Raw genomic sequence first — 19082 nt, forward strand, 5'->3', positions numbered from 1 at the left:
CGAATGATGGTAATAACTAACCCGCGAGTTGTTTGAGTTTATCGATGCCGGTTGGTTCTGACGCCAGTACGGGTACAAGTGCTACACGGCTGGCATGTAGATTTTTAACGCTCTCGATCTGCGGACGTTCCTGCTGCGCTCGCAAGCGGAGCAGCGGTGAACGGGTATCCGCGATGGAAAGGCTGTTATTGATAATCCAGCCCCAGGGGTGAATTCCTGCACGTTCAAGGTCGGCCTGTAAATTTGCCGCCTCAAGTACCGGCGTGGTTTCCGGTAGCGTGACCAGTAACACTTTGGTTCGCTCCGGGTCCTGCAGTTGCATCATCGGTGTGGTGAAATGGCCTTTTTCCCCCATTTTTCTGGCAATCTCGCGGTGATATGCCCCGGTGGCATCAAGCAGCAAGAGCGTGTGTCCGGTCGGTGCCGTATCCATCACCACGAAGCGCTTACCCGCCTCGCGAATCACCCGTGAAAAGGCCTGGAATACCGCAATTTCCTCGGTGCAGGGTGAGCGTAAGTCCTCTTCCAGCAGGCGTTTTCCCGCATCGTCCAGTTCTTTTCCCTTCGTCTCAAGAACATGCTGACGATAGCGTTCAGTTTCCTCGAGAGGATCGATCCTGCTGACCTGCAGATTGTTGAGGCTGCCGTTGAGGGTTGTGCTGAGATGCGCTGCAGGATCAGATGTTGTCAGATGGACATCAAATCCCATTTCGGCCAGTCTGACAGCAATGGCAGCCGCCATCGTGGTTTTCCCTACACCACCTTTACCCATCAGCATGATCAGGCCATGCTCATTACGGGCAATATCATCGACCAACGCAGAAAGTGACGGAATGTCAGGGCGCTGTTGAATGTATTCTTCAGAGAATGACGCCTCTATAGGCTGAGTGGAGAGAAGTCCGCTGAGTGCAGACACGCCGACCATATTGACCGGCTGGAGGAATAACGTGTCAGTTGGCAGACCGGAAAGATCAGAGGGAAGATTGGACAGCGCCTCCTGTTCACGGTCCCATATTGCCGCAGCCAGTGTATCGTTTGCTGCTTCAGTTTTGGGCAGAACGCCGTTGATGACCAGGTACTGATTTTTAAGACCGATGGCGGCAAGCTCCAGATGAGTCCGGGCAACTTCCTGCAACGTGGATTTTTGCAGACGAGCAACCAGAACCAGTCGGGTACGTGCTGGATCAGATAATGCTTCAACAGCCTGGGCATACTGTTCACGCTGTTTTTCCAGACCGGCCATCGGGCCGAGGCAGGACGCACCCTCGGGATTGCTATCAATAAAGCTACTCCAGGCACCTGGCAACTGGAGAAGGCGAATGGTATGACCCGTCGGTGCGGTATCAAAAATGATATGGTCAAACCGGGTCAGTAGAGAAGCATCTGTCAGTAATCCGGTAAATTCATCAAAAGCCGCAATCTCTGTTGTGCATGCCCCCGACAGTTGTTCGTTGATGCTGGAAACGACGTCATCAGGCAGGATGCCTTTAATGGGGTCAACGATTCTGGCCCGGTACTGTTGTGCAGCGGCCTGAGGATCAATCTCAAGAGCCGATAATCCTGGAACAGAAGCTACTGGCTGAATGGTATTGCCAATCGTCTGTCCAAACACCTGACCTACGTTTGAGGCCGGATCGGTACTGACCAGCAGCACCCGTTTCCCCTGTTCTGCCAGACGGATCGCCGTGGCGCATGAAATAGAGGTTTTACCAACGCCTCCTTTACCAGTAAAAAACAGATAAGGGGGGATATTCTGTAAGAAGTTCATATGTCCTCCTGACATACTTAACAACAAGAAGTATTACCACCACAGCAGATTGTTGGCGCTAATCCCACTTTCTCCAGTGGAATGCCAAACCAGCGAGCCAGCTCAGCGCGTTTCGGATAACGCCCAGCCATCACTGTTTCGCCATCCAGTAACAACAATGGCAAACCTTCTGCCCCGGAAGCCTCTATAAACGCTTTGACCTTCTCGTTCTGTACAAAGCTCATCGGTTGTTGTGCGAGATTGAAACGCTCAATTTGTACACCACGTTGTTTGAGCCATTGTACATCCGCAGAAAAATCGACCAGAGCCTGATCAACATCTGTACCGCAGACTCCGGTGCTGCAACACATCGCTGGGTCAAATACCGTTAACGTTTTCATTTCAATACCTCACATTTGAAAAAACATATATGTTCAGGCAAATTTTTTAGATGCAGACAGCCTTCCCGCTACCAGAGCAGTTGGCTGAAGCCAGCTTACGGGCGATGGCCTGAACGTCGTCCTGTTGGCTTAACCAGGCCTGCTCAATAATCTGAGCAGCCCAGGAAGGAATATGCGGGGATAAGCGGTAATGAACCCATTTCCCCTGCTTGCGATCCAGCAATAATCCACTTTCCCGAAGCATCGCCAGATGGCGGGAGATCTTGGGCTGAGATTGTTCCAGCGCAGTGCAGAGATCGCACACGCACAACTCTCCCATCTCTCTAAGCAATAACACGATACCCAACCGGGTTTCATCTGAGAGATTTTTGAAAAGTTGTAGAGAAGTTAGTTCAACCATTTTAACCTCCTGAATTCTCTCCGTAGTTTCCTGCAATAGTTGAGTGCCGTCAACTATCATATTCGAAAATTCAAATATGATAGTTACGTGAATTTCATTTCGTGTTTACAATTTGTTTATTCTTCAATTCGTTAACCCTGCCGCTTTTCGACGCCTGTATTCATCCATCAGTAGTTGCGCTGGCGTTGGTCCCGCCGGATGGTGCGGCGCCGCCAGTTGACGTCGAATTGGTGGCACACTTAGTCCGTTACCAACATGCTTCGACCACTTCGTAAGTAACTTTTCCGCCAGTCGTTTCAGTTCCCCCTCTGTCATTTGTCGTTCAACGCCCGTTCTGCGCATTTCGATGCAGATGTGATACAGCACGGGCTGAGGCCATGGATATTTATCGCTTCCTGAATACCGATATGACTCATTGCGCCAGCGCCGGTATTCCGTCATAACCTGCTCCGATGTCAGTCCGAATGGATTCGCCCCACTCTCTGAAACCAGAGAAACAAACTCAGCCAAGTCAGGCGGCCATGTATTTCCCATCGCGCAGCGCTCCATGCACTGCTGACAGACCAGCCGAATTTGAGGTTCAGTCATCGAACCTATCTGGGCTATCCAGATAGGCGAAGGCTCCGCCCCGTTTTTCTGGGTCCATCGGTTCGAATACACCTCCCCCATGACCTGCCACAGTCGCCAGGCTGTTTCCGTCGCCATCAAGTCCATTCCTGCGGCGCCACTCTGCGTGTGCTGACTGAATTTGCTGAACTGCCCGGGATGCTGTTGGTTCGGATCCTGCTCCCACATGACTGTTACCTCCGGTTTCTGGTTTTACCTGCGTTCTAACCCGGGCTACATGTCGGGCAAATTTTTGTTCCCACTGGATTTGTGTAAAAACTTTCCCTTCCGACTCCCAATACGCGGTGAATTCTGCGAGTTCAGTCAGAAGGTAATCTGGTTCAGGCAGGGAGATACCCCACGATGCAGCGCGCTGTCGGAAGTCTCTGGAGGGAAGCCAGCTATCTGTCATGCTGAATTTCCCGATCGGTTCATCAACACCGTCCAGGTATCGGGGCATGGCCGGGGATGGCAGTACATCCCCATTCGGATTTTTCATCGCGCCCGCGTTAAGAGAGGGGTTTAAGATCTGTTTACTGCTTACTGCTTTCTGGATACCTGATGGCAAAGGTTTAGCCAAAGACTTAGCCTTATCCTTAGGCAAGGCGAAAGCCTTATCAAAAGCCGTCCCCATAGCGTCAGAAACCCCGTAGCAGGCGGCTTTGAGAGCTTCATATGCTTTATCTTTCAGTGAACATTCAGGCAGTAATTCAAACGATCTTGCCCATGATTTGATCACGTTCACTGATGCTGGCGGGTTATGTTTCACCGCGTTAGGCAACCAAAAAACTCTGGCTTTAAGGTCGGCTTCCACCATACCTAACGCTATGGCTTCGCCTAAGGCTAAGTCGAAGGCTTCGACATCCCAGTTTAATTCTTCGGCCATAGCCGCCCTTCCCGCCTTATACAGCCCGGGAATAATCCCTGTGAATGGACCCGTAAGCAGGTAAATAAACAGACTCTGCCCACTTGGCGGGAGTGGTGATAAGGCTCGAAACTTAGGATCATCCCACATGGTGATCTTCACCTTACGGTAAGGCTCGTTACTAGCCTTACTCTTAGGCATGGCCTTAGCCAAAGGATTAGGCATACTTCACCCCGCGAGTTGCAGTAATAATGGTCATTGGTCAAAACTCGATTAAAACAATTGCGGCGCTACGGCGCTTATGCTCGCCAGTAGTGGTCCCGCCGCATCAGCAGGTAACATGTTGAATAATGCGATTGCCGCCTCACGAATTTCCTTCTCGAGCTTTTGTAATGGCGCGCCAATTAATTTCGCATGGTGTGCCTCACTGCATTCTTTGATAGCGTTCGCCACCAGCTCTGCTTCTGTGCTCGCATTACTTAATCCGTGCTTTCTGGCAATCTGAACTGGCATAGCAGCAATAATTGAACCTGACAGTTGCATAACGTAAGCCGTGTACTTTTCCGAACCGCCCTCGTTTTTCAGATATCGGAATAAATTCTGTTTATTAACAGCAATTCCACGGCCATCTACTTTGGCCCACTCTTCAGCCACCAGCTGAGCGATCCGTTCCTGTGCCTGTCCTGGTAATGTCGATTCCCATTCACGAACGGCGACCCAGATTTTTTTGCACTTCATCCAATCCCGGCGACAAACAGAAAACTGATTTTTTGTTTTCTGAGTTCTCACCATCGTCGGGGTATGGTTTTTAAAAGAGATGGTTTGCATGGTCACTCCTTAGGTAATCCATCCGTTGGATTTGGGTATAAGTCGGGTCTAAGTTCGTGGGGGGTAACCCCTGTAGCGCTAAAGACTTGAAGTACCCGTGACGAAGGAACAGTACCTTTTGCTTTCCACTGACTTACTGCCATTCCGCTTACACCAATCGTGCAAGCTAATTTATTGGCCGAGCCAGCTAGTCGAATTGCGTTATCAATGGCTGTCATAACTATCTCCTTTTTAAATTGGGAGTAATAAACCATAGGTTTACATCAATTGCAAACTTTAAATTTATTGTGACTATAAACCAAACATTTACAATGGGTGTATGAAAAACACTGACGATCTCAATAACCAACTGGTAGCCCGCTTAGAAGAAATTACTCAAAGAGGGATCAGCAAAGCTGATATGGCTCGCATTGCAGGAGTTACGCCTCAAGCTGTGAATGGGTGGTTTAAGAAGGGAGTTATCAGTAAGAAGTCCGCCATAGCAATTGCGGAAGCCGCCAACGTGTCCGTTACTTGGTTGTTAGGTGAGAAAGTATCAGAAGATTCAGGTCTCAAGCCTAACGAGAGCAAAATGCTTAACTTGTTTAGGCAGCTACCAGAGGCAGAGCAAGAGCGAATGATCGATACCTTTGCACTGCGGTTAAAGGAAATTGATGATTACGTGGAGAAATATCTTCGTGGTCGTTTTAAGGCTAACGATGTGAACTAAGAGTTTATTCCCATCCATTGAAACCGGCGTTTGCCGGTTTTTTTTCGCCCTTTTGTCAGAACCTCCCTCCCCTTAGTTTTTCACGACTGATAAAGCAAATGTTTACCTCTACATCAATTGATGATTGACACAAACATTAAACCAATGATTTAATCATTCTATCGAAAACGTCATCGAGGCAGGACGCCCACGAAGTAGCTGCCGGCGGCATACGAATCACCGGATGAGATGACAGGCATTAACACGCAGCAGGTTCAACGTTCCGCCAGCCTGGCGACAAGGGCAACACAAGAGGATAAATCCATGATCGATTTCGCACGTAAACCAGTGCGGTGTCAGGCCGTACATCTAAATCGCATTGAAGTAATCATTCGACTGATTTGCTACACGCTTGCCCAGAAGGGCGACCCGTCTGCCGACCAACAGACTGCTGTTCGTTCATAACGAGTTTGACCAATGGCTGTTGCCAGCCTCATGCCCGGTGCACAGGGCATTGTGATGGTAATACCACCATCGTAACCAAACAGGAGACGAAGACCTGTTCTGGTTAAATTGGAAAAGTGTTCTTTGCCCGTCCCGTGGCGGGCTTTTTTCCGGAGGTTTTTATGTCAGCTAACGATCTGGCATTGCGCTTCAGCAGCGCACCAGCCGAGGCATTAATCGGGGTTTTGCCTGTTCTGGAAGTAAAAGAAGCATTACGTGAAGAAGTTGAAAGTGATGTGATGGATGAAATCTGGACTGAGCACAACTTTGAAATGGAAGCGATGGGTGAACAAGTTGATGAAACAGCCAGGCTCGCTCGTAAGTTTGAATGTGCGGCTGAAGCTCTTGGAACGGCGATCAAACTTGCTCTGACTCTCCCACATAATGAGGCAATGCAGGTTCTGAATGACGCCTTAAACGATAACCCGGGATACGGTCGCGAACCGGCAAAGGATGCATGATGGAGTTTGGAATGAAACGCGTGGTGGCTTCTGTTCAGGTCGTTGCCATCCTCAACAGGATTTACAACGGCAGTCCGGTTTCCATCGCATCTATCAGTAAAGAATCAAAGCTGTCTGTGTCTTACCTCGAGCAGATTTTCTCGAAGCTGCGCAGCAGTGAAATCGTCACCAGCCAGCGTGGCGCTGGTGGCGGGTACCACCTTAGCAAAGCAAACCCCAGCGTGGCTGACGTCGTTCGCGCCGTTACTCACACGCCTGATTCATTTGAGCCCGTGCTGAATGCTCTGGAGTGGGTCCCCGTCGCACAGCTGGCGCAGGGAAAATCCCCTACCCCATAAAGCACAAAACCCGCGCAAGGCGGGTTAAGTACCCGGTCAGCCGACCAAAGCTTTCCGGAACGAGTTTTGACCAATAACCACTACCTTAGGCGGCGATCATCAGCTGCCGGGTATCTTACAATCCTATGGAGCCCGAACGCAATGTTAACGTATGCGTATCTTATTAAAGCCAAAGCGAAAGCAACTGAGGCAAAAAACCTGTTTTGCTGGTTCTCTGCGAAATCAGATTCCCGTGCAGAACGCGAAATCCTCAATATTCTCGAAGACAATGATATTGCCGTCGGTCGTGGCGCCGACTATCAATTACCTGTCCGCACCAACTGGTTTGTTGTTGACGATCTTCCTGAGGAAAGCAAACTTGATGACACATGGTGCGATCGTTACGAACTGGCAGAAGACCAGCAAACGTGGCAACTGAAACAGAAGCCTGATAATGAGAATCAGGAGACTTCCTGTCAGCAAAAACCTGAAACTTCCAGCGACAATGTACCCAACAGCGATGCGCCAGCATTGCTCCGCCCCATATCTCGCCTGCGCCTGTCTCAGCGACTGATTGCGCACCTGGTCAATGACACTGAAGAGAAGGAAATCAGTGAAGCGCAGCACATCCAGATCGGGCAAATGGTACTGAACGAAAATGATCTCTATGTACAAAACCTGTTACAGGCCGTTTCGAATGTGCCAGCGGTGAAAGAGCTTTCTGCTCATGTCGAGTGGAAGCTGACAAGCGCTGTAAAAGAAGTCTTCGACCGTGAGCAGGTCTATACCGTTGCTTCATTTGAGCAATTTATTACCGAATGGATTGAAGAACCAGAAAAGCGAGCTCTTACCGTTCAGGAGTGGGTTAATCAAAAGAAAGCAGGAGTTGCGGGTGATGAACATGCCACTCCACCTGTAACGCCAGAGCTTATTACCGTTGCGACTCTGCCGCTACGCCAGCGCCTCTTAGCTCAGTTTATTTCTGAAGAATATGCTTACCATATTGATACTGAGCAGAAGAAAACCATTCAAGAACTCGAGCTGGATGTGGATAACAGCTATGTGCAGAACCTGCTGCTTGCCGCCGAGAATGTAGAACCATTCAGGAAGGCGCCAGAGATCGATATCTGGAAGATTGTCAGCGCGCTGAAAACCGTTTTTCCGGTTGATGGAAAACGAGTTGAACTGGTCACCGTCATTCAGTTCTTTAAGGCCTGGTTCAATACTGAGCACATTGACCGTGGGCTGCTGGTTAAAGAGTGGTGTAAGGGCAATCGTGTGTCGCAGATTCAGCGCACTGACTCCGGAACCAACGCTGGTGGAGGCAATAAGACCGATCGCAACCCGGAACTTGTCCACACGCTGGATACTCTGGACATTGATATTGCGCTGGCCACACTTCCAATGGATTTCAACATCTACGATATTCCTGGTGGCGTTTTCCGTCGTGCAAAAGAGATCATTTCTAAAAACGAAAGCCCTTTCAAAGAGTGGTCCGCCGCCCTGCGCAAACGCGCTGGTATCCTGGATTATTCCCGCGCCGCTATTTTCGCGCTTATTCGTAGTGCAGAAGAAAACACTCACCATTTCCCGGAACTGCTGAGCCGTTACATCAACAAAAACCTGACTGAAACCGACCACCAGCACCCAACTGAAGAAACTCTGGCGGCAGCCGGTCACGTACCAGAAAAAAGCTGGGAAAACGAGATTAAAGAGAAGTCCACAGCTGAACAGAAGGCAATAACCGAGCAACCAGAAATCGCCAACATGGGCAACGGTGTTTTCTCCATTGATGGCCTGATGGGTAACCAGCCGGCGCCAGCGCTTTCTGTCGTAGACCAGGTACGCCAGCGCGCGGTCGAAGAAAAATTACATCAAGCCAATACCGAGGAAACCACCAGCGATGTGCAGATGGAAAAAACTGACAACAGCGAAATCAAAGCCAATCCTGATGTGCCTCAGGGCGAAGCAGCAGCTTTGCCAGTTGAAAGCACTGATGCAACTGGTGAGCCTCCAGCTTCCCTGAATAATGAACCCGTTCACCATATAGATACGGATCACCTGAACGCTTTTTATACTCACCTGATGGTTGATTTGGAAACTATGGGCAGCGGTCCTGATGCACCAATAGTCTCTATCGGCGCCGTATATTTTGATCCTTCAACTGGTAACACTGGTGCCGAATTTTACCAGGTTGTCAGTCTTGAATCATCGATGTCGTTTGGCATGAAACCGGATGCGTCAACAATTCAGTGGTGGTTGAAACAATCATCTGAAGCCCGCTCTGCAATTCTGGTTGATGAGGCCATGGGGCTGCGTGAAACCCTTGAACTACTGGCTGACTTCATTGCTGAAAATGCTGCTAACGGTAGTCACACTGTTCAGCTGTGGGGTAATGGATGCTCGTTTGATAACGTCATTCTCCGCCGCGCATATGCATTAGCAGAGACTCCCTTCGCTGTTCCGTTCTGGAATGACAGGGACGTAAGGACCATGGTTGAACTGGGTAAATCTGTCGGTATCAACCCGCGCTTCGACATCCCGTTTGAAGGCGACATGCACAATGCGCTTTCTGACGCCCGGCATCAGGTCAAATACGTATCTGCAATCTGGCAGCGCCTGACAAAAAACTGATTTTAGGTTTTCACTTACAGCCAGCTGCAGCATGTACTGTTGTGGCTGGCGGCATCGGAGTTATGTATGTCGCAACTCATTTTCAGCGAAGAGTGGATGGTTGAAGCGCGACTAACAGAAAAGACCGGCTTGTCGGAAAGACAAATTAAAAGTTATCGGTTGAATTTGTGGATCGAAGGCGTGCATTTCAAACATCTGACAGCTCTCGGGGAAACTGACAATTCTAAAGGTCTGCTTTGGTACAACTATCCAAAGATTAACCAATTAGTACAGGATGCATGATGGACTTTCCAACCGGCGTTGAGCTGCATAATGGAAAAATACGGATCACATTTACCTATCGCGGCAAACGTTGCCGCGAAGTCCTTCGCGGCTGGACGGTGAACAGCAGCAACATCAAAAAAGCTGGAAATCTTCGTGCGCTCATAACAAGTGAAATACAGCTCGGTAAGTTCGACTATGCGGAACGTTTCCCGGAATCCAAAGCGCTTAAGAAGTTCATCACAACCAAAAAAATTACCACGTTTAAAGAACTAAGTGATTTTTTTACAGACACCAAAGCCTTAGAGGTATCTGGTGCAACACTGCTATCGCTTACTTCGGTCGTAAATACGTTACTGCGTGTAGTCGGAGAAAATACCCGTCTGGTAGATATTGAGCATGCCGATATTTTGCATTACCGAAAGGAGTTATTGACCGGGACAATTATTAACCCGGCAATGCCGAATCTGACCAGGCAGGGCCGCGCGCCCTCAACAGTCAATAAACAGATGGCAGTTTTATCAGAAATGCTTAAGCTCGCAAACCGAAGCCAGTTTATATTGCATGCTCCTTATGAAGGAGTGTCGCGACTCAAGTTATCTAAAAATGATCCCGACCCACTTTTACTTCATGAGTACCAGGCTCTGATAGCCGCCCTTCCCCGTAGCCAGGCATTAATCATTATTGTTGCCGTACATACGGGGATGAGGCCGGGCGAGATATGCGCCCTGGCATGGGAAGACATTGATTTGGTAAAAGGTGAAATCCACGTATCCAGAAGTTTGACGAATAAGCGAGTATTTGTACCCCCTAAGACAGATGCCGGAATAAGGACGATAACGTTGCTTAAACCTGCTCTGGATGCACTGAAGGAACAATACGAAGTCACCGGCGCTAATCCGAAGCAAGAAATTCGATTTCACCATCGGGAGATCGGAAAAACTGAGCAGCAATCTCTTCGCTTCGTTTTTTCACCGACAGCATATTCGTCAAAAAAAGGCAGTTACTTCTCCAAGAACTCGATTGCCTATGGCTGGAAGCGAGGCACTAAACTTGCCAATATCCGCGAAAGGAATCCTTATCAGTCACGGCATACCTACGCATGCTGGACGTTGATGGCCGGAGCGAATCCGTCATTCATAGCGAGTCAGATGGGACATGAAGATGCGCGAATGGTGTACGAGGTTTACTCCAAGTGGATTGGCGACATGAACCAGGATCAGGTCAACATGCTGAACAATCAGATGCCAACGGCATTGCCCCCAGGACGCCCCCACGGGCAGGGGAGCATGAGAAAAGTTATTTAATTTCATAGCGCTGCTTTCAATCCACATAATCAGCGTTAAACTATTTATACCGTTATTTTAGGGAGAAACGATGATGCGCGTACTGGTTGTCGAGGATAATGCTTTATTACGCCACCACCTCAAGGTTCAGTTACAGGATTTAGGGCATCAGGTGGATGATGCAGAAGATGCGAAGGAAGCGGACTATTATCTGAATGAACATCTGCCGGATATCGCGATCGTTGATTTAGGACTCCCCGATGAAGACGGTTTGTCATTGATCCGCCGTTGGCGTAGCAATGAGGTTTCGTTGCCGATTCTGGTGTTAACCGCGCGTGAAGGCTGGCAGGACAAGGTGGAAGTACTCAGCGCCGGAGCCGACGATTACGTCACAAAACCGTTTCATATCGAAGAGGTGGCTGCGCGCATGCAGGCACTTATGCGTCGCAACAGCGGTCTGGCATCGCAGATTATCTCTCTTCCTCCTTTCCAGGTGGACCTCTCTCGGCGCGAGTTATCCGTCAATGATGAAGTTATCAAGCTCACGGCGTTCGAATACACCATTATGGAAACACTTATCCGTAACAACGGCAAAGTGGTCAGTAAAGATTCGCTCATGTTACAGCTTTACCCGGATGCCGAGCTGCGTGAAAGCCACACCATTGATGTTCTGATGGGGCGTCTGCGTAAAAAAATACAGGCGCAATACCCGGATGATGTCATCACCACCGTGCGTGGCCAGGGATATCTTTTTGAACTGCGCTAATGAATAAATTATTGCGTCATTTTTTCCCGTTATCACTGCGGTTGCGCTTTTTACTGGCAACCGCGGGCGTGGTATTGGTGCTTTCGCTGGCCTACGGCATGGTTGCCCTGGTGGGTTACAGCGTCAGCTTTGATAAAACAACGTTCCGCCTGCTGCGGGGCGAAAGTAACCTGTTCTATACCCTGGCAAAATGGGAGAACGGTAAGATAAACGTCGAGCTGCCTGAGAATCTCGATATGCAAAGCCCAACAATGTCGCTGATCTATAACGAAGACGGTGAGTTGTTGTGGGCGCAGCGCAATGTTCCCTGGCTGACGCACAGTATCCAACCAGAATGGCTAAAAGCGAACGGTTTTCATGAGATTGAAGCCAATGTAGATGCCACCAGCACCTTACTGGGCGAAGATCACTCCGCTCAGCAGCAGCTAAAAGAAGTCAGAGAAGATGACGACGATGCCGAAATGACCCACTCGGTCGCCGTGAACGTCTACCCCGCCACTGCCAGAATGCCACAGTTGACCATAGTGGTTGTCGATACCATTCCTATTGAGCTAAAGCGCTCGTATATGGTCTGGAGTTGGTTTATTTATGTGCTGGTCGCCAATCTGTTGCTGGTCATTCCGCTGTTATGGGTAGCCGCCTGGTGGAGTCTGCGGCCCATCGAATCACTGGCGCGTGAAGTCCGTGAGCTTGAGGAACATCATCGAGAGATGTTAAACCCCGCCACCACGCGCGAACTGACCAGCCTGGTCCGCAATCTTAATCGACTTTTAAACAGCGAACGCGAGCGCTACGACAAATACCGTACGACGTTAACAGACCTCACCCACAGCCTGAAAACACCGCTGGCGGTATTACAGAGTACGCTCCGCTCGATGCGTAATGAAAAAATGAACGTGAGCGACGCGGAACCCATCATGCTGGAACAAATCAGCCGTATTTCCCAGCAGATTGGCTATTACCTGCATCGCGCCAGCATGCGTGGCAGCAGCGTGCTGCTTAGCCGCGAACTGCATCCGGTCGCGCCGTTGCTGGATAAACTCACCTCGGCGCTAAATAAGGTGTATCAGCGTAAAGGCGTCAACATAAATCTCGATATCTCACCAGAAATCAGTTTTGTGGGCGAACAGAACGATTTTGTCGAAGTGATGGGCAATGTGCTGGATAACGCATGTAAATATTGTCTGGAGTTTGTCGAGATTTCAGCGCGTTTGTCCGAGGATCAGCTACACATTCTGGTTGAAGATGATGGTCCTGGTATTCCGCAAAGCAAACGGGAAGTGGTGTTTGACCGTGGACAGCGTGTCGATACGCTACGACCAGGGCAAGGCGTTGGACTGGCGGTGGCGCGAGAAATCACCGAACAGTATGACGGGCAGATTATTGCAGGCGATAGCCTGCTGGGTGGCGCGCGCATGGAAGTTATTTTTGGCCGCCAGCAGCCGGGGCAGATAGACGAGTAATCGCCGCATGTAATAAATATGTACTGATTTCCCGCTTGCGGTTAAGTATCCGTTATAATCGGTTGCAGATACCAGCCTGCGGGATGCTCATTATGGAATACCAACTCACACTTAACTGGCCCGATTTTCTTGAACGCCACTGGCAGAAACGCCCGGTGGTCTTAAAACGCGGGTTTAACAACTTTATTGATCCACTCTCTCCTGACGAACTGGCTGGACTGGCAATGGAAAGTGAAGTCGACAGCCGACTCGTCAGCCACCAGGACGGTAAATGGCAGGTTAGCCACGGTCCGTTCGAAAGCTATGATCATCTCGGCGAGAACAACTGGTCGCTGCTGGTACAGGCGGTCAATCACTGGCATGAACCCACCGCCGCGCTGATGCGTCCGTTTCGCGAACTGCCGGACTGGCGGATTGACGATCTGATGATCTCCTTCTCCGTACCCGGTGGCGGCGTTGGCCCACATCTTGATCAGTACGATGTGTTTATTATTCAGGGAACCGGGCGACGTCGCTGGCGCGTGGGCGAAAAACTGCAGTTGAAGCAGCACTGTCCTCACCCGGACCTGCTGCAGGTCGCCCCGTTTGAAGCCATCATCGATGAAGAGCTGGAACCCGGCGATATCCTGTACATTCCACCAGGATTCCCGCACGAAGGCTATGCGCTGGAAAACGCCATGAACTATTCGGTCGGTTTCCGCGCGCCGAATACTCGCGAACTGATCAGCGGGTTCGCCGATTACGTTTTGCAACGTGAGCTGGGCAGCACGTATTACAGCGATCCTGACCTGCCGCCGCGCGATCATCCGGCTGACGTTCTGCCGCAGGAAATGGACAAGCTGCGTGAAATGATGCTTGGACTGATTAATCAGCCGGAACATTTCCAGCAGTGGTTTGGCGAGTTTATATCTCAGTCTCGTCATGAGCTGGATATTGCTCCACCGGAGCCGCCGTATCAGCCAGACGAAATTTACGATGCCCTGAAGCAAGGGGATGTGTTAGTGCGTCTGGGCGGATTGCGCGTATTGCGCATCGGCGATGACGTCTACGCCAACGGTGAGAAAATTGATTCACCGCATCGCCCTGCCCTGGAAGCGCTTGCCAGCCATATTGTTCTGACGGCCGAGAACTTTGAGGATGCGCTGGAAGATCCGTCTTTCCTTGCCATGCTTGCCGCACTGGTTAACAGCGGGTACTGGTTCTTCGAAGGATAATACGAACGGTGCCTGATGCGACGCTAGCGCGTCCTATCAGGCCTTTTGGAGTGAAATACTGTAGGCCGGATAAGCGAAGCGCTATCCGGCATCTATCGATAAATTTACTGCTGCTTTGCGGTTAACTCCGCAATACGTACAATCACCCGCACCGCTTTTTCCATTCCTTCCAGAGTTACAAACTCATGTTTACCATGATAGTTGTAGCCTCCGGTGAACAGATTCGGACACGGTAATCCCATAAACGACAGCTGCGCGCCGTCGGTACCGCCACGAATAGGTTTCAGCACCGGCTCAATATCGCAATCGCGCATCGCCTTCTGGGCGATATCCAGCACATGCGGATGCTCAATCACTTTTTCGCGCATATTGTAGTAGCTGTCTTCAATCACCAGTTCGATATAGCAATCCGGGTGTAACCCTTTACCGACCTTTTTGGCGATCTCCATGATCTTGCGTTTGCGCGCTTCAAACTGCTTGCGGTCAAAATCACGGATGATGTAGTGCATATCCGCCCGATCGACCGTCCCTTTCATGCTCGCCAGATGATAAAAGCCTTCGTAGCCTTCCGTCGTTTCCGGGCTTTCGTCTGCCGGAACCTCAGCATGAATACGAGCAGCCAGCGACAGCGCATTCACCATCACCCCTTTTGCGGTACCGGGATGCACATTGTTGCCGACAATTTTGATATTAACCGACGCGGCGTTGAAGTTTTCAAATTCCAGCTCTCCCACGCCACCGCCGTCAACGGTATAGGCCCACTGCGCATCAAATGCCGCAACGTCAAAATGCTTCGCCCCTTTACCAACCTCTTCGTCCGGCGTAAAGGCCACGCGGATATCACCGTGCGGAATATCTTTTTGGATGAGCACCGCCAGCGCGGTCATGATTTCCGCCACGCCTGCTTTATCATCCGCGCCCAGCAGCGTTTTACCGTCTGTAGTGATCAGCGTCTGACCCAGAAGTTGATGCAGCACCGGGAACATCACCGGCGACAGAACTTCATCACCAATGCCTAACGCAATATCGCCGCCGCGATAGTTTTCAACGATTTGCGGATTAACGTTTTTACCGCTGAAATCCGGTGAGGTATCCACATGGGAAATAAAGCCGATCGCGGGAATATTGCCAGCAACGTTAGCGGGCAACGTGGCCATCAGCGTCCCCTTTTCGCTCAGTGAAATGTTAACCAGCCCCATCTCTTCGAGCTGTTGTTTGAGCAGTTGTAATAATTTCCACTGTCCTTCGGTGCTGGGTACCTGCCGCACGCCCGATTTTGATTGGGTGTCCAGCGACACGTAGTGTAAAAAACGCTCAAGTAGTTTATCCATGCAGTCACCCTCACTTTTTGTGACAACATTATCAATAAGCAACAAAAGACAAATATTGCGTCAGGTCACTTTTATCCCCGCAAGTGAGAATATTTCGCCCTGACATCCCCTCTGACTATAGGGCTAAGTCAGTAATTCGCAACAAGGATTGGCGATTACCATGGTTTGCCGTAGAATAACGGCCCTCATTAAGAGTCATCAAGGTGGTTAACCACGAACCCCGCAGCGGTCAGCCATCCGTTGCGTTTACATGGGACAGAGTAAAAAATTGAATAAACAACCGCGTTCGCTTTCTCCACTGGTGCAATTAGCGGGAATTCGCAAAAGTTTCGATGGCAAAGAGGTGATTTCCAGCCTGGATTTGACCATCAATAATGGCGAGTTTCTCACGCTGCTTGGCCCCTCTGGCTGCGGTAAAACAACCGTTCTTCGCCTGATTGCCGGTCTGGAAACGGTTGATTCCGGTCATATCATGTTGGACAACCAGGACATCACTCACGTTCCTGCGGAAAACCGCTACGTGAACACCGTCTTCCAAAGCTATGCGTTATTTCCCCACATGACCGTATTTGAGAATGTGGCCTTTGGCTTACGCATGCAAAAAACGCCCGCAGCCGACATTCCTCCCCGCGTTACCGAAGCTCTGCGCATGGTGCAACTGGAAGAGTTCGCCCAGCGAAAACCGCATCAACTCTCCGGTGGACAGCAGCAGCGCGTAGCGATTGCTCGAGCGGTGGTCAATAAACCCCGTTTACTCCTGTTAGACGAATCTCTCTCTGCGCTGGACTACAAACTACGCAAGCAGATGCAGAACGAACTGAAAGCGCTGCAACGTAAGCTTGGTATCACCTTTGTCTTTGTCACTCACGATCAGGAAGAGGCGCTGACCATGTCAGACCGTATCGTGGTGATGCGCGATGGCAAGATTGAGCAGGACGGTACGCCGCGCGAAATCTACGAAGAGCCGAAAAATCTGTTCGTCGCCGGGTTTATCGGTGAGATCAATATGTTTAACGCGACGGTGATAGAACGTCTGGACGAACAGCGCGTTCGTGCTAACGTTGAAGGTCGTGAGTGCAATATTTATGTCAACTTCGCGGTGATTCCCGGGCAGAAGCTGCACGTCCTGTTACGCCCTGAAGATCTGCGCGTTGATGAAATCAACGACGACAATCATATCGAAGGCCTGATCGGCTACGTGCGTGAACGCAACTACAAAGGCATGACGCTGGAGTCGGTTGTGGAACTGGAAAATGGTAAGATGGTGATGGTCAGTGAATTCTTCAACGAAGACGATCCTGACTTTGACCACTCTCTCGACCAGAAAATGGCGATTAACTGGGTAGAAAGCTGGGAGGTCGTACTGGCTGATGAAGAACACAAGTAAATTCCAGAGTGTGGTGATCGTCACCATTGTCGGTTGGCTTGTGTTATTTGTCTTTCTGCCCAACCTGATGATCATCGGCACCAGCTTTTTGACCCGCGACGACGCCAATTTCGTCAAAATGGTCTTTACGCTGGAAAACTATACACGCCTGCTCGATCCGCTCTATTTTGAGGTACTGGTTCACTCCCTCAATATGGCGCTGATTGCCACGCTCGCCTGTCTGGTGCTCGGCTATCCGTTTGCCTGGTTTTTGGTGAAACTGCCGGAAAAAGTGCGTCCATTGCTGCTGTTCCTGCTGATTGTTCCGTTCTGGACCAACTCGCTTATTCGCATCTACGGACTCAAAATATTCCTCAGTACCAAGGGCTACCTCAACGAATTTCTGTTGTGGCTCGGCGTGATCGATACCCCCATTCGCATCATGTTTACCCCCAGCGCGGTGATTATCGGCCTGGTGTACATCCTGCTGCCGTTTATGGTGATGCCGCTCTATTCCAGCATTGAAAAGCTCGATAAACCGCTGCTGGAAGCCGCGCGCGATTTGGGTGCCAGTAAACTTCAGACCTTCACCCGCATCATTATTCCGTTAACGATGCCGGGAATTATCGCCGGATGCCTGCTGGTTATGCTGCCCGCAATGGGGCTGTTTTACGTTTCCGATTTAATGGGCGGGGCGAAAAACCTGCTGATTGGTAACGTGATTAAAGTTCAGTTCCTGAACATCCGCGACTGGCCGTTCGGTGCTGCCACCAGCATTACGCTGACCATCGTCATGGGTCTGATGCTGCTGATCTACTGGCGCGCCTCCCGCTTGCTGAACAAGAAGGTTAGCGACATTGATAGTTAACCGATATTACTCAAAAAGTTAAAATGATCATGGCATGCAGTTTACCCTCAAGTAAACTGCATGCCAGGTCACGGACGGGGATAAGATTTGTAAAATCAGAAAGGAATTGTAAACCCGCAAAATTATGCCGTCATGATACGCATGAATTTATTATCGATATTCAAGAAATTGTCTTCTGGATTCATCATCTTCAAGGTACTCAAATGAGAGAAGGCGAATTTTGGTAAGGTTATAAAACCACTCGCAATCGTTTCGTTGAATAATTTCGCCAGGCTTGAAACATATTCCTGAAGCTTCCCGGATAATCGCATATTTACCATTATTAAACCTGGCCCTGTGGATACAGAAAGATTGACCAACCTGCCCATGACAGCTGTTCGAAAGGATATGTCCTTCAATAAAAATAGATTTTTTAGATTTCATCATATCCTCTCAAACTACAGTACAGGAGCAATATTGTCATTTCCCAACATCACTCACGTTAGGTGGCAGAAGCCGATCAGCCGCCGATACACCAGCATTCTGATGGTCTGAACAACAGCCCGCAGGCAGGGCACTCCAGAACCGCATCTTTTCTTAGTTTACCTGCTTTCTGATCGGCTCTGTATGCGCATACCGGGCAGGCAACATGCACCGGTCTTTCTTTAAAGTGCCTGAGTCCTTTTGTATAAGACATAAATAATTCTCTGAGGAACACAGTAATTATTATACGCCTTAATATAAAAATAACTGGCTTAAGTTATGTTAATTTATGATTAAATCAGGATATCAGATATTGAAAATTAAACGTCTGATTTATGATATAATACCCTTCCGTGAGAAATTTATCATGAAATCAGAAGACACCCTTGACTGGTACCCAGCCCAGTTGCCACCAGTGAAAATTATTCTTGGCGAAGCCGTGCTGGCAGTGGGTAAACAGGGCCGACCTATTAATACCCGAACTTTGCTGGAATACCTTCAGGTCATGCAGGACAAGCAAAAAAAACGAGATGACAAAATCGCCATGCAGACAGCGATTGAGGTTCTCAGGGATAATCAGCGCATTAACGGTAGACGTTAATGCGCGTCCGGAC

The 19082-nt window shown here is 49.7% G+C and carries 21 protein-coding genes; 13 read left to right on the forward strand and 8 right to left on the reverse strand.

Annotated elements, in window-relative coordinates:
- Positions 1–16 precede the first annotated feature (16 nt).
- The 7 genes from arsA to HVZ52_RS13470 all read right to left on the reverse strand — a co-directional run bounded on the left by arsA (position 17) and on the right by HVZ52_RS13470 (position 5065).
- Complete coding sequence (gene arsA, locus HVZ52_RS13445; protein WP_048235610.1) at positions 17–1768, reverse strand: arsenite efflux transporter ATPase subunit ArsA; 1752 nt, start codon at positions 1766–1768, stop codon at positions 17–19.
- A gap of 17 nt (positions 1769–1785) precedes the next feature.
- Positions 1786–2148, reverse strand: coding sequence for an arsenite efflux transporter metallochaperone ArsD (gene arsD / locus HVZ52_RS13450; protein ID WP_044711234.1), 363 nt, complete (start codon positions 2146–2148; stop codon positions 1786–1788).
- 46 nt (positions 2149–2194) lie between these two features.
- On the reverse strand, positions 2195–2548 hold the full coding sequence (gene arsR / locus HVZ52_RS13455; protein ID WP_044711237.1) for an As(III)-sensing metalloregulatory transcriptional repressor ArsR: 354 nt from the start codon (positions 2546–2548) through the stop codon (positions 2195–2197).
- A 123-nt stretch (positions 2549–2671) separates the two neighbouring features.
- Positions 2672–3217, reverse strand: coding sequence for a replication protein P (locus HVZ52_RS13460; protein WP_135912879.1), 546 nt, complete (start codon positions 3215–3217; stop codon positions 2672–2674).
- The gene (locus HVZ52_RS23045; protein ID WP_048236453.1) at positions 3129–4040 is read right to left on the reverse strand and encodes a DnaT-like ssDNA-binding domain-containing protein; all 912 of its coding nucleotides are present in this window, start codon (positions 4038–4040) and stop codon (positions 3129–3131) included. The genes HVZ52_RS13460 and HVZ52_RS23045 overlap by 89 nt, the downstream gene beginning before the upstream one ends.
- Positions 4041–4292: 252 nt before the next feature.
- The gene (locus HVZ52_RS13465; RefSeq protein ID WP_048235612.1) at positions 4293–4847 is read right to left on the reverse strand and encodes a toxin YdaT family protein; all 555 of its coding nucleotides are present in this window, start codon (positions 4845–4847) and stop codon (positions 4293–4295) included.
- 2 nt (positions 4848–4849) lie between these two features.
- Positions 4850–5065, reverse strand: a complete 216-nt coding sequence (locus HVZ52_RS13470) for a YdaS family helix-turn-helix protein (RefSeq protein ID WP_032949519.1) — start codon at positions 5063–5065, stop codon at positions 4850–4852.
- 101 nt (positions 5066–5166) lie between these two features.
- On the opposite strand from HVZ52_RS13470, the gene HVZ52_RS13475 reads away from it, so the two are divergent.
- The 10 genes from HVZ52_RS13475 to roxA all read left to right on the forward strand — a co-directional run bounded on the left by HVZ52_RS13475 (position 5167) and on the right by roxA (position 14441).
- Positions 5167–5556: a helix-turn-helix domain-containing protein gene (locus tag HVZ52_RS13475; protein WP_032949520.1), complete on the forward strand. Its 390-nt coding sequence runs from the start codon at positions 5167–5169 to the stop codon at positions 5554–5556.
- Between the two features lie 228 nt (positions 5557–5784).
- Positions 5785–6000: a hypothetical protein gene (locus HVZ52_RS13480; protein ID WP_048235613.1), complete on the forward strand. Its 216-nt coding sequence runs from the start codon at positions 5785–5787 to the stop codon at positions 5998–6000.
- A gap of 161 nt (positions 6001–6161) precedes the next feature.
- Entirely contained in the window at positions 6162–6500 is a 339-nt protein-coding gene (locus HVZ52_RS13485) for a hypothetical protein (protein ID WP_135912188.1), read from the forward strand.
- Positions 6500–6838: an Rrf2 family transcriptional regulator gene (locus HVZ52_RS13490; RefSeq protein WP_225622103.1), complete on the forward strand. Its 339-nt coding sequence runs from the start codon at positions 6500–6502 to the stop codon at positions 6836–6838. The genes HVZ52_RS13485 and HVZ52_RS13490 overlap by 1 nt, the downstream gene beginning before the upstream one ends.
- Positions 6839–6979: 141 nt before the next feature.
- On the forward strand, positions 6980–9451 hold the full coding sequence (locus tag HVZ52_RS13495; protein WP_053090400.1) for an exonuclease: 2472 nt from the start codon (positions 6980–6982) through the stop codon (positions 9449–9451).
- A gap of 66 nt (positions 9452–9517) precedes the next feature.
- Positions 9518–9733 carry an excisionase family protein gene (xisR, locus tag HVZ52_RS13500; RefSeq protein ID WP_032943036.1) on the forward strand — a complete coding sequence of 72 codons (216 nt, stop codon included), beginning with the start codon at positions 9518–9520 and terminating at the stop codon, positions 9731–9733.
- Positions 9733–11019: a site-specific integrase gene (locus tag HVZ52_RS13505; RefSeq protein ID WP_044700610.1), complete on the forward strand. Its 1287-nt coding sequence runs from the start codon at positions 9733–9735 to the stop codon at positions 11017–11019. The genes xisR and HVZ52_RS13505 overlap by 1 nt, the downstream gene beginning before the upstream one ends.
- A gap of 73 nt (positions 11020–11092) precedes the next feature.
- On the forward strand, positions 11093–11764 hold the full coding sequence (phoP, locus tag HVZ52_RS13510) for a two-component system response regulator PhoP (protein WP_003846709.1): 672 nt from the start codon (positions 11093–11095) through the stop codon (positions 11762–11764).
- A complete protein-coding gene (phoQ, locus tag HVZ52_RS13515) occupies positions 11764–13227 on the forward strand; it encodes a two-component system sensor histidine kinase PhoQ (protein WP_181598333.1) in 1464 nt (487 codons plus the stop codon). The genes phoP and phoQ overlap by 1 nt, the downstream gene beginning before the upstream one ends.
- Before the next feature lie 92 nt (positions 13228–13319).
- Positions 13320–14441 (forward strand): [50S ribosomal protein L16]-arginine 3-hydroxylase, encoded by a 1122-nt coding sequence (gene roxA / locus HVZ52_RS13520; RefSeq protein ID WP_016152697.1) that lies wholly within the window; start codon positions 13320–13322, stop codon positions 14439–14441.
- A gap of 104 nt (positions 14442–14545) precedes the next feature.
- On the opposite strand, the gene pepT is transcribed toward roxA, so the two are convergent.
- Positions 14546–15772: a peptidase T gene (gene pepT, locus HVZ52_RS13525; protein ID WP_016152696.1), complete on the reverse strand. Its 1227-nt coding sequence runs from the start codon at positions 15770–15772 to the stop codon at positions 14546–14548.
- A gap of 250 nt (positions 15773–16022) precedes the next feature.
- Here pepT and potA point away from each other — a divergent pair, with 250 nt between their 5' ends.
- The 3 genes from potA to HVZ52_RS13540 all read left to right on the forward strand — a co-directional run bounded on the left by potA (position 16023) and on the right by HVZ52_RS13540 (position 19069).
- Positions 16023–17159 (forward strand): spermidine/putrescine ABC transporter ATP-binding protein PotA, encoded by a 1137-nt coding sequence (gene potA / locus HVZ52_RS13530; protein ID WP_016152695.1) that lies wholly within the window; start codon positions 16023–16025, stop codon positions 17157–17159.
- Entirely contained in the window at positions 17143–18006 is an 864-nt protein-coding gene (potB, locus tag HVZ52_RS13535; protein WP_016150058.1) for a spermidine/putrescine ABC transporter permease PotB, read from the forward strand. The genes potA and potB overlap by 17 nt, the downstream gene beginning before the upstream one ends.
- Positions 18007–18835: 829 nt before the next feature.
- On the forward strand, positions 18836–19069 hold the full coding sequence (locus HVZ52_RS13540; RefSeq protein ID WP_029139493.1) for a hypothetical protein: 234 nt from the start codon (positions 18836–18838) through the stop codon (positions 19067–19069).
- Positions 19070–19082: the final 13 nt, after the last annotated feature.

This window comes from Citrobacter sp. RHB36-C18, assembly GCF_013814485.1.
GTDB lineage: Bacteria > Pseudomonadota > Gammaproteobacteria > Enterobacterales > Enterobacteriaceae > Citrobacter > Citrobacter braakii.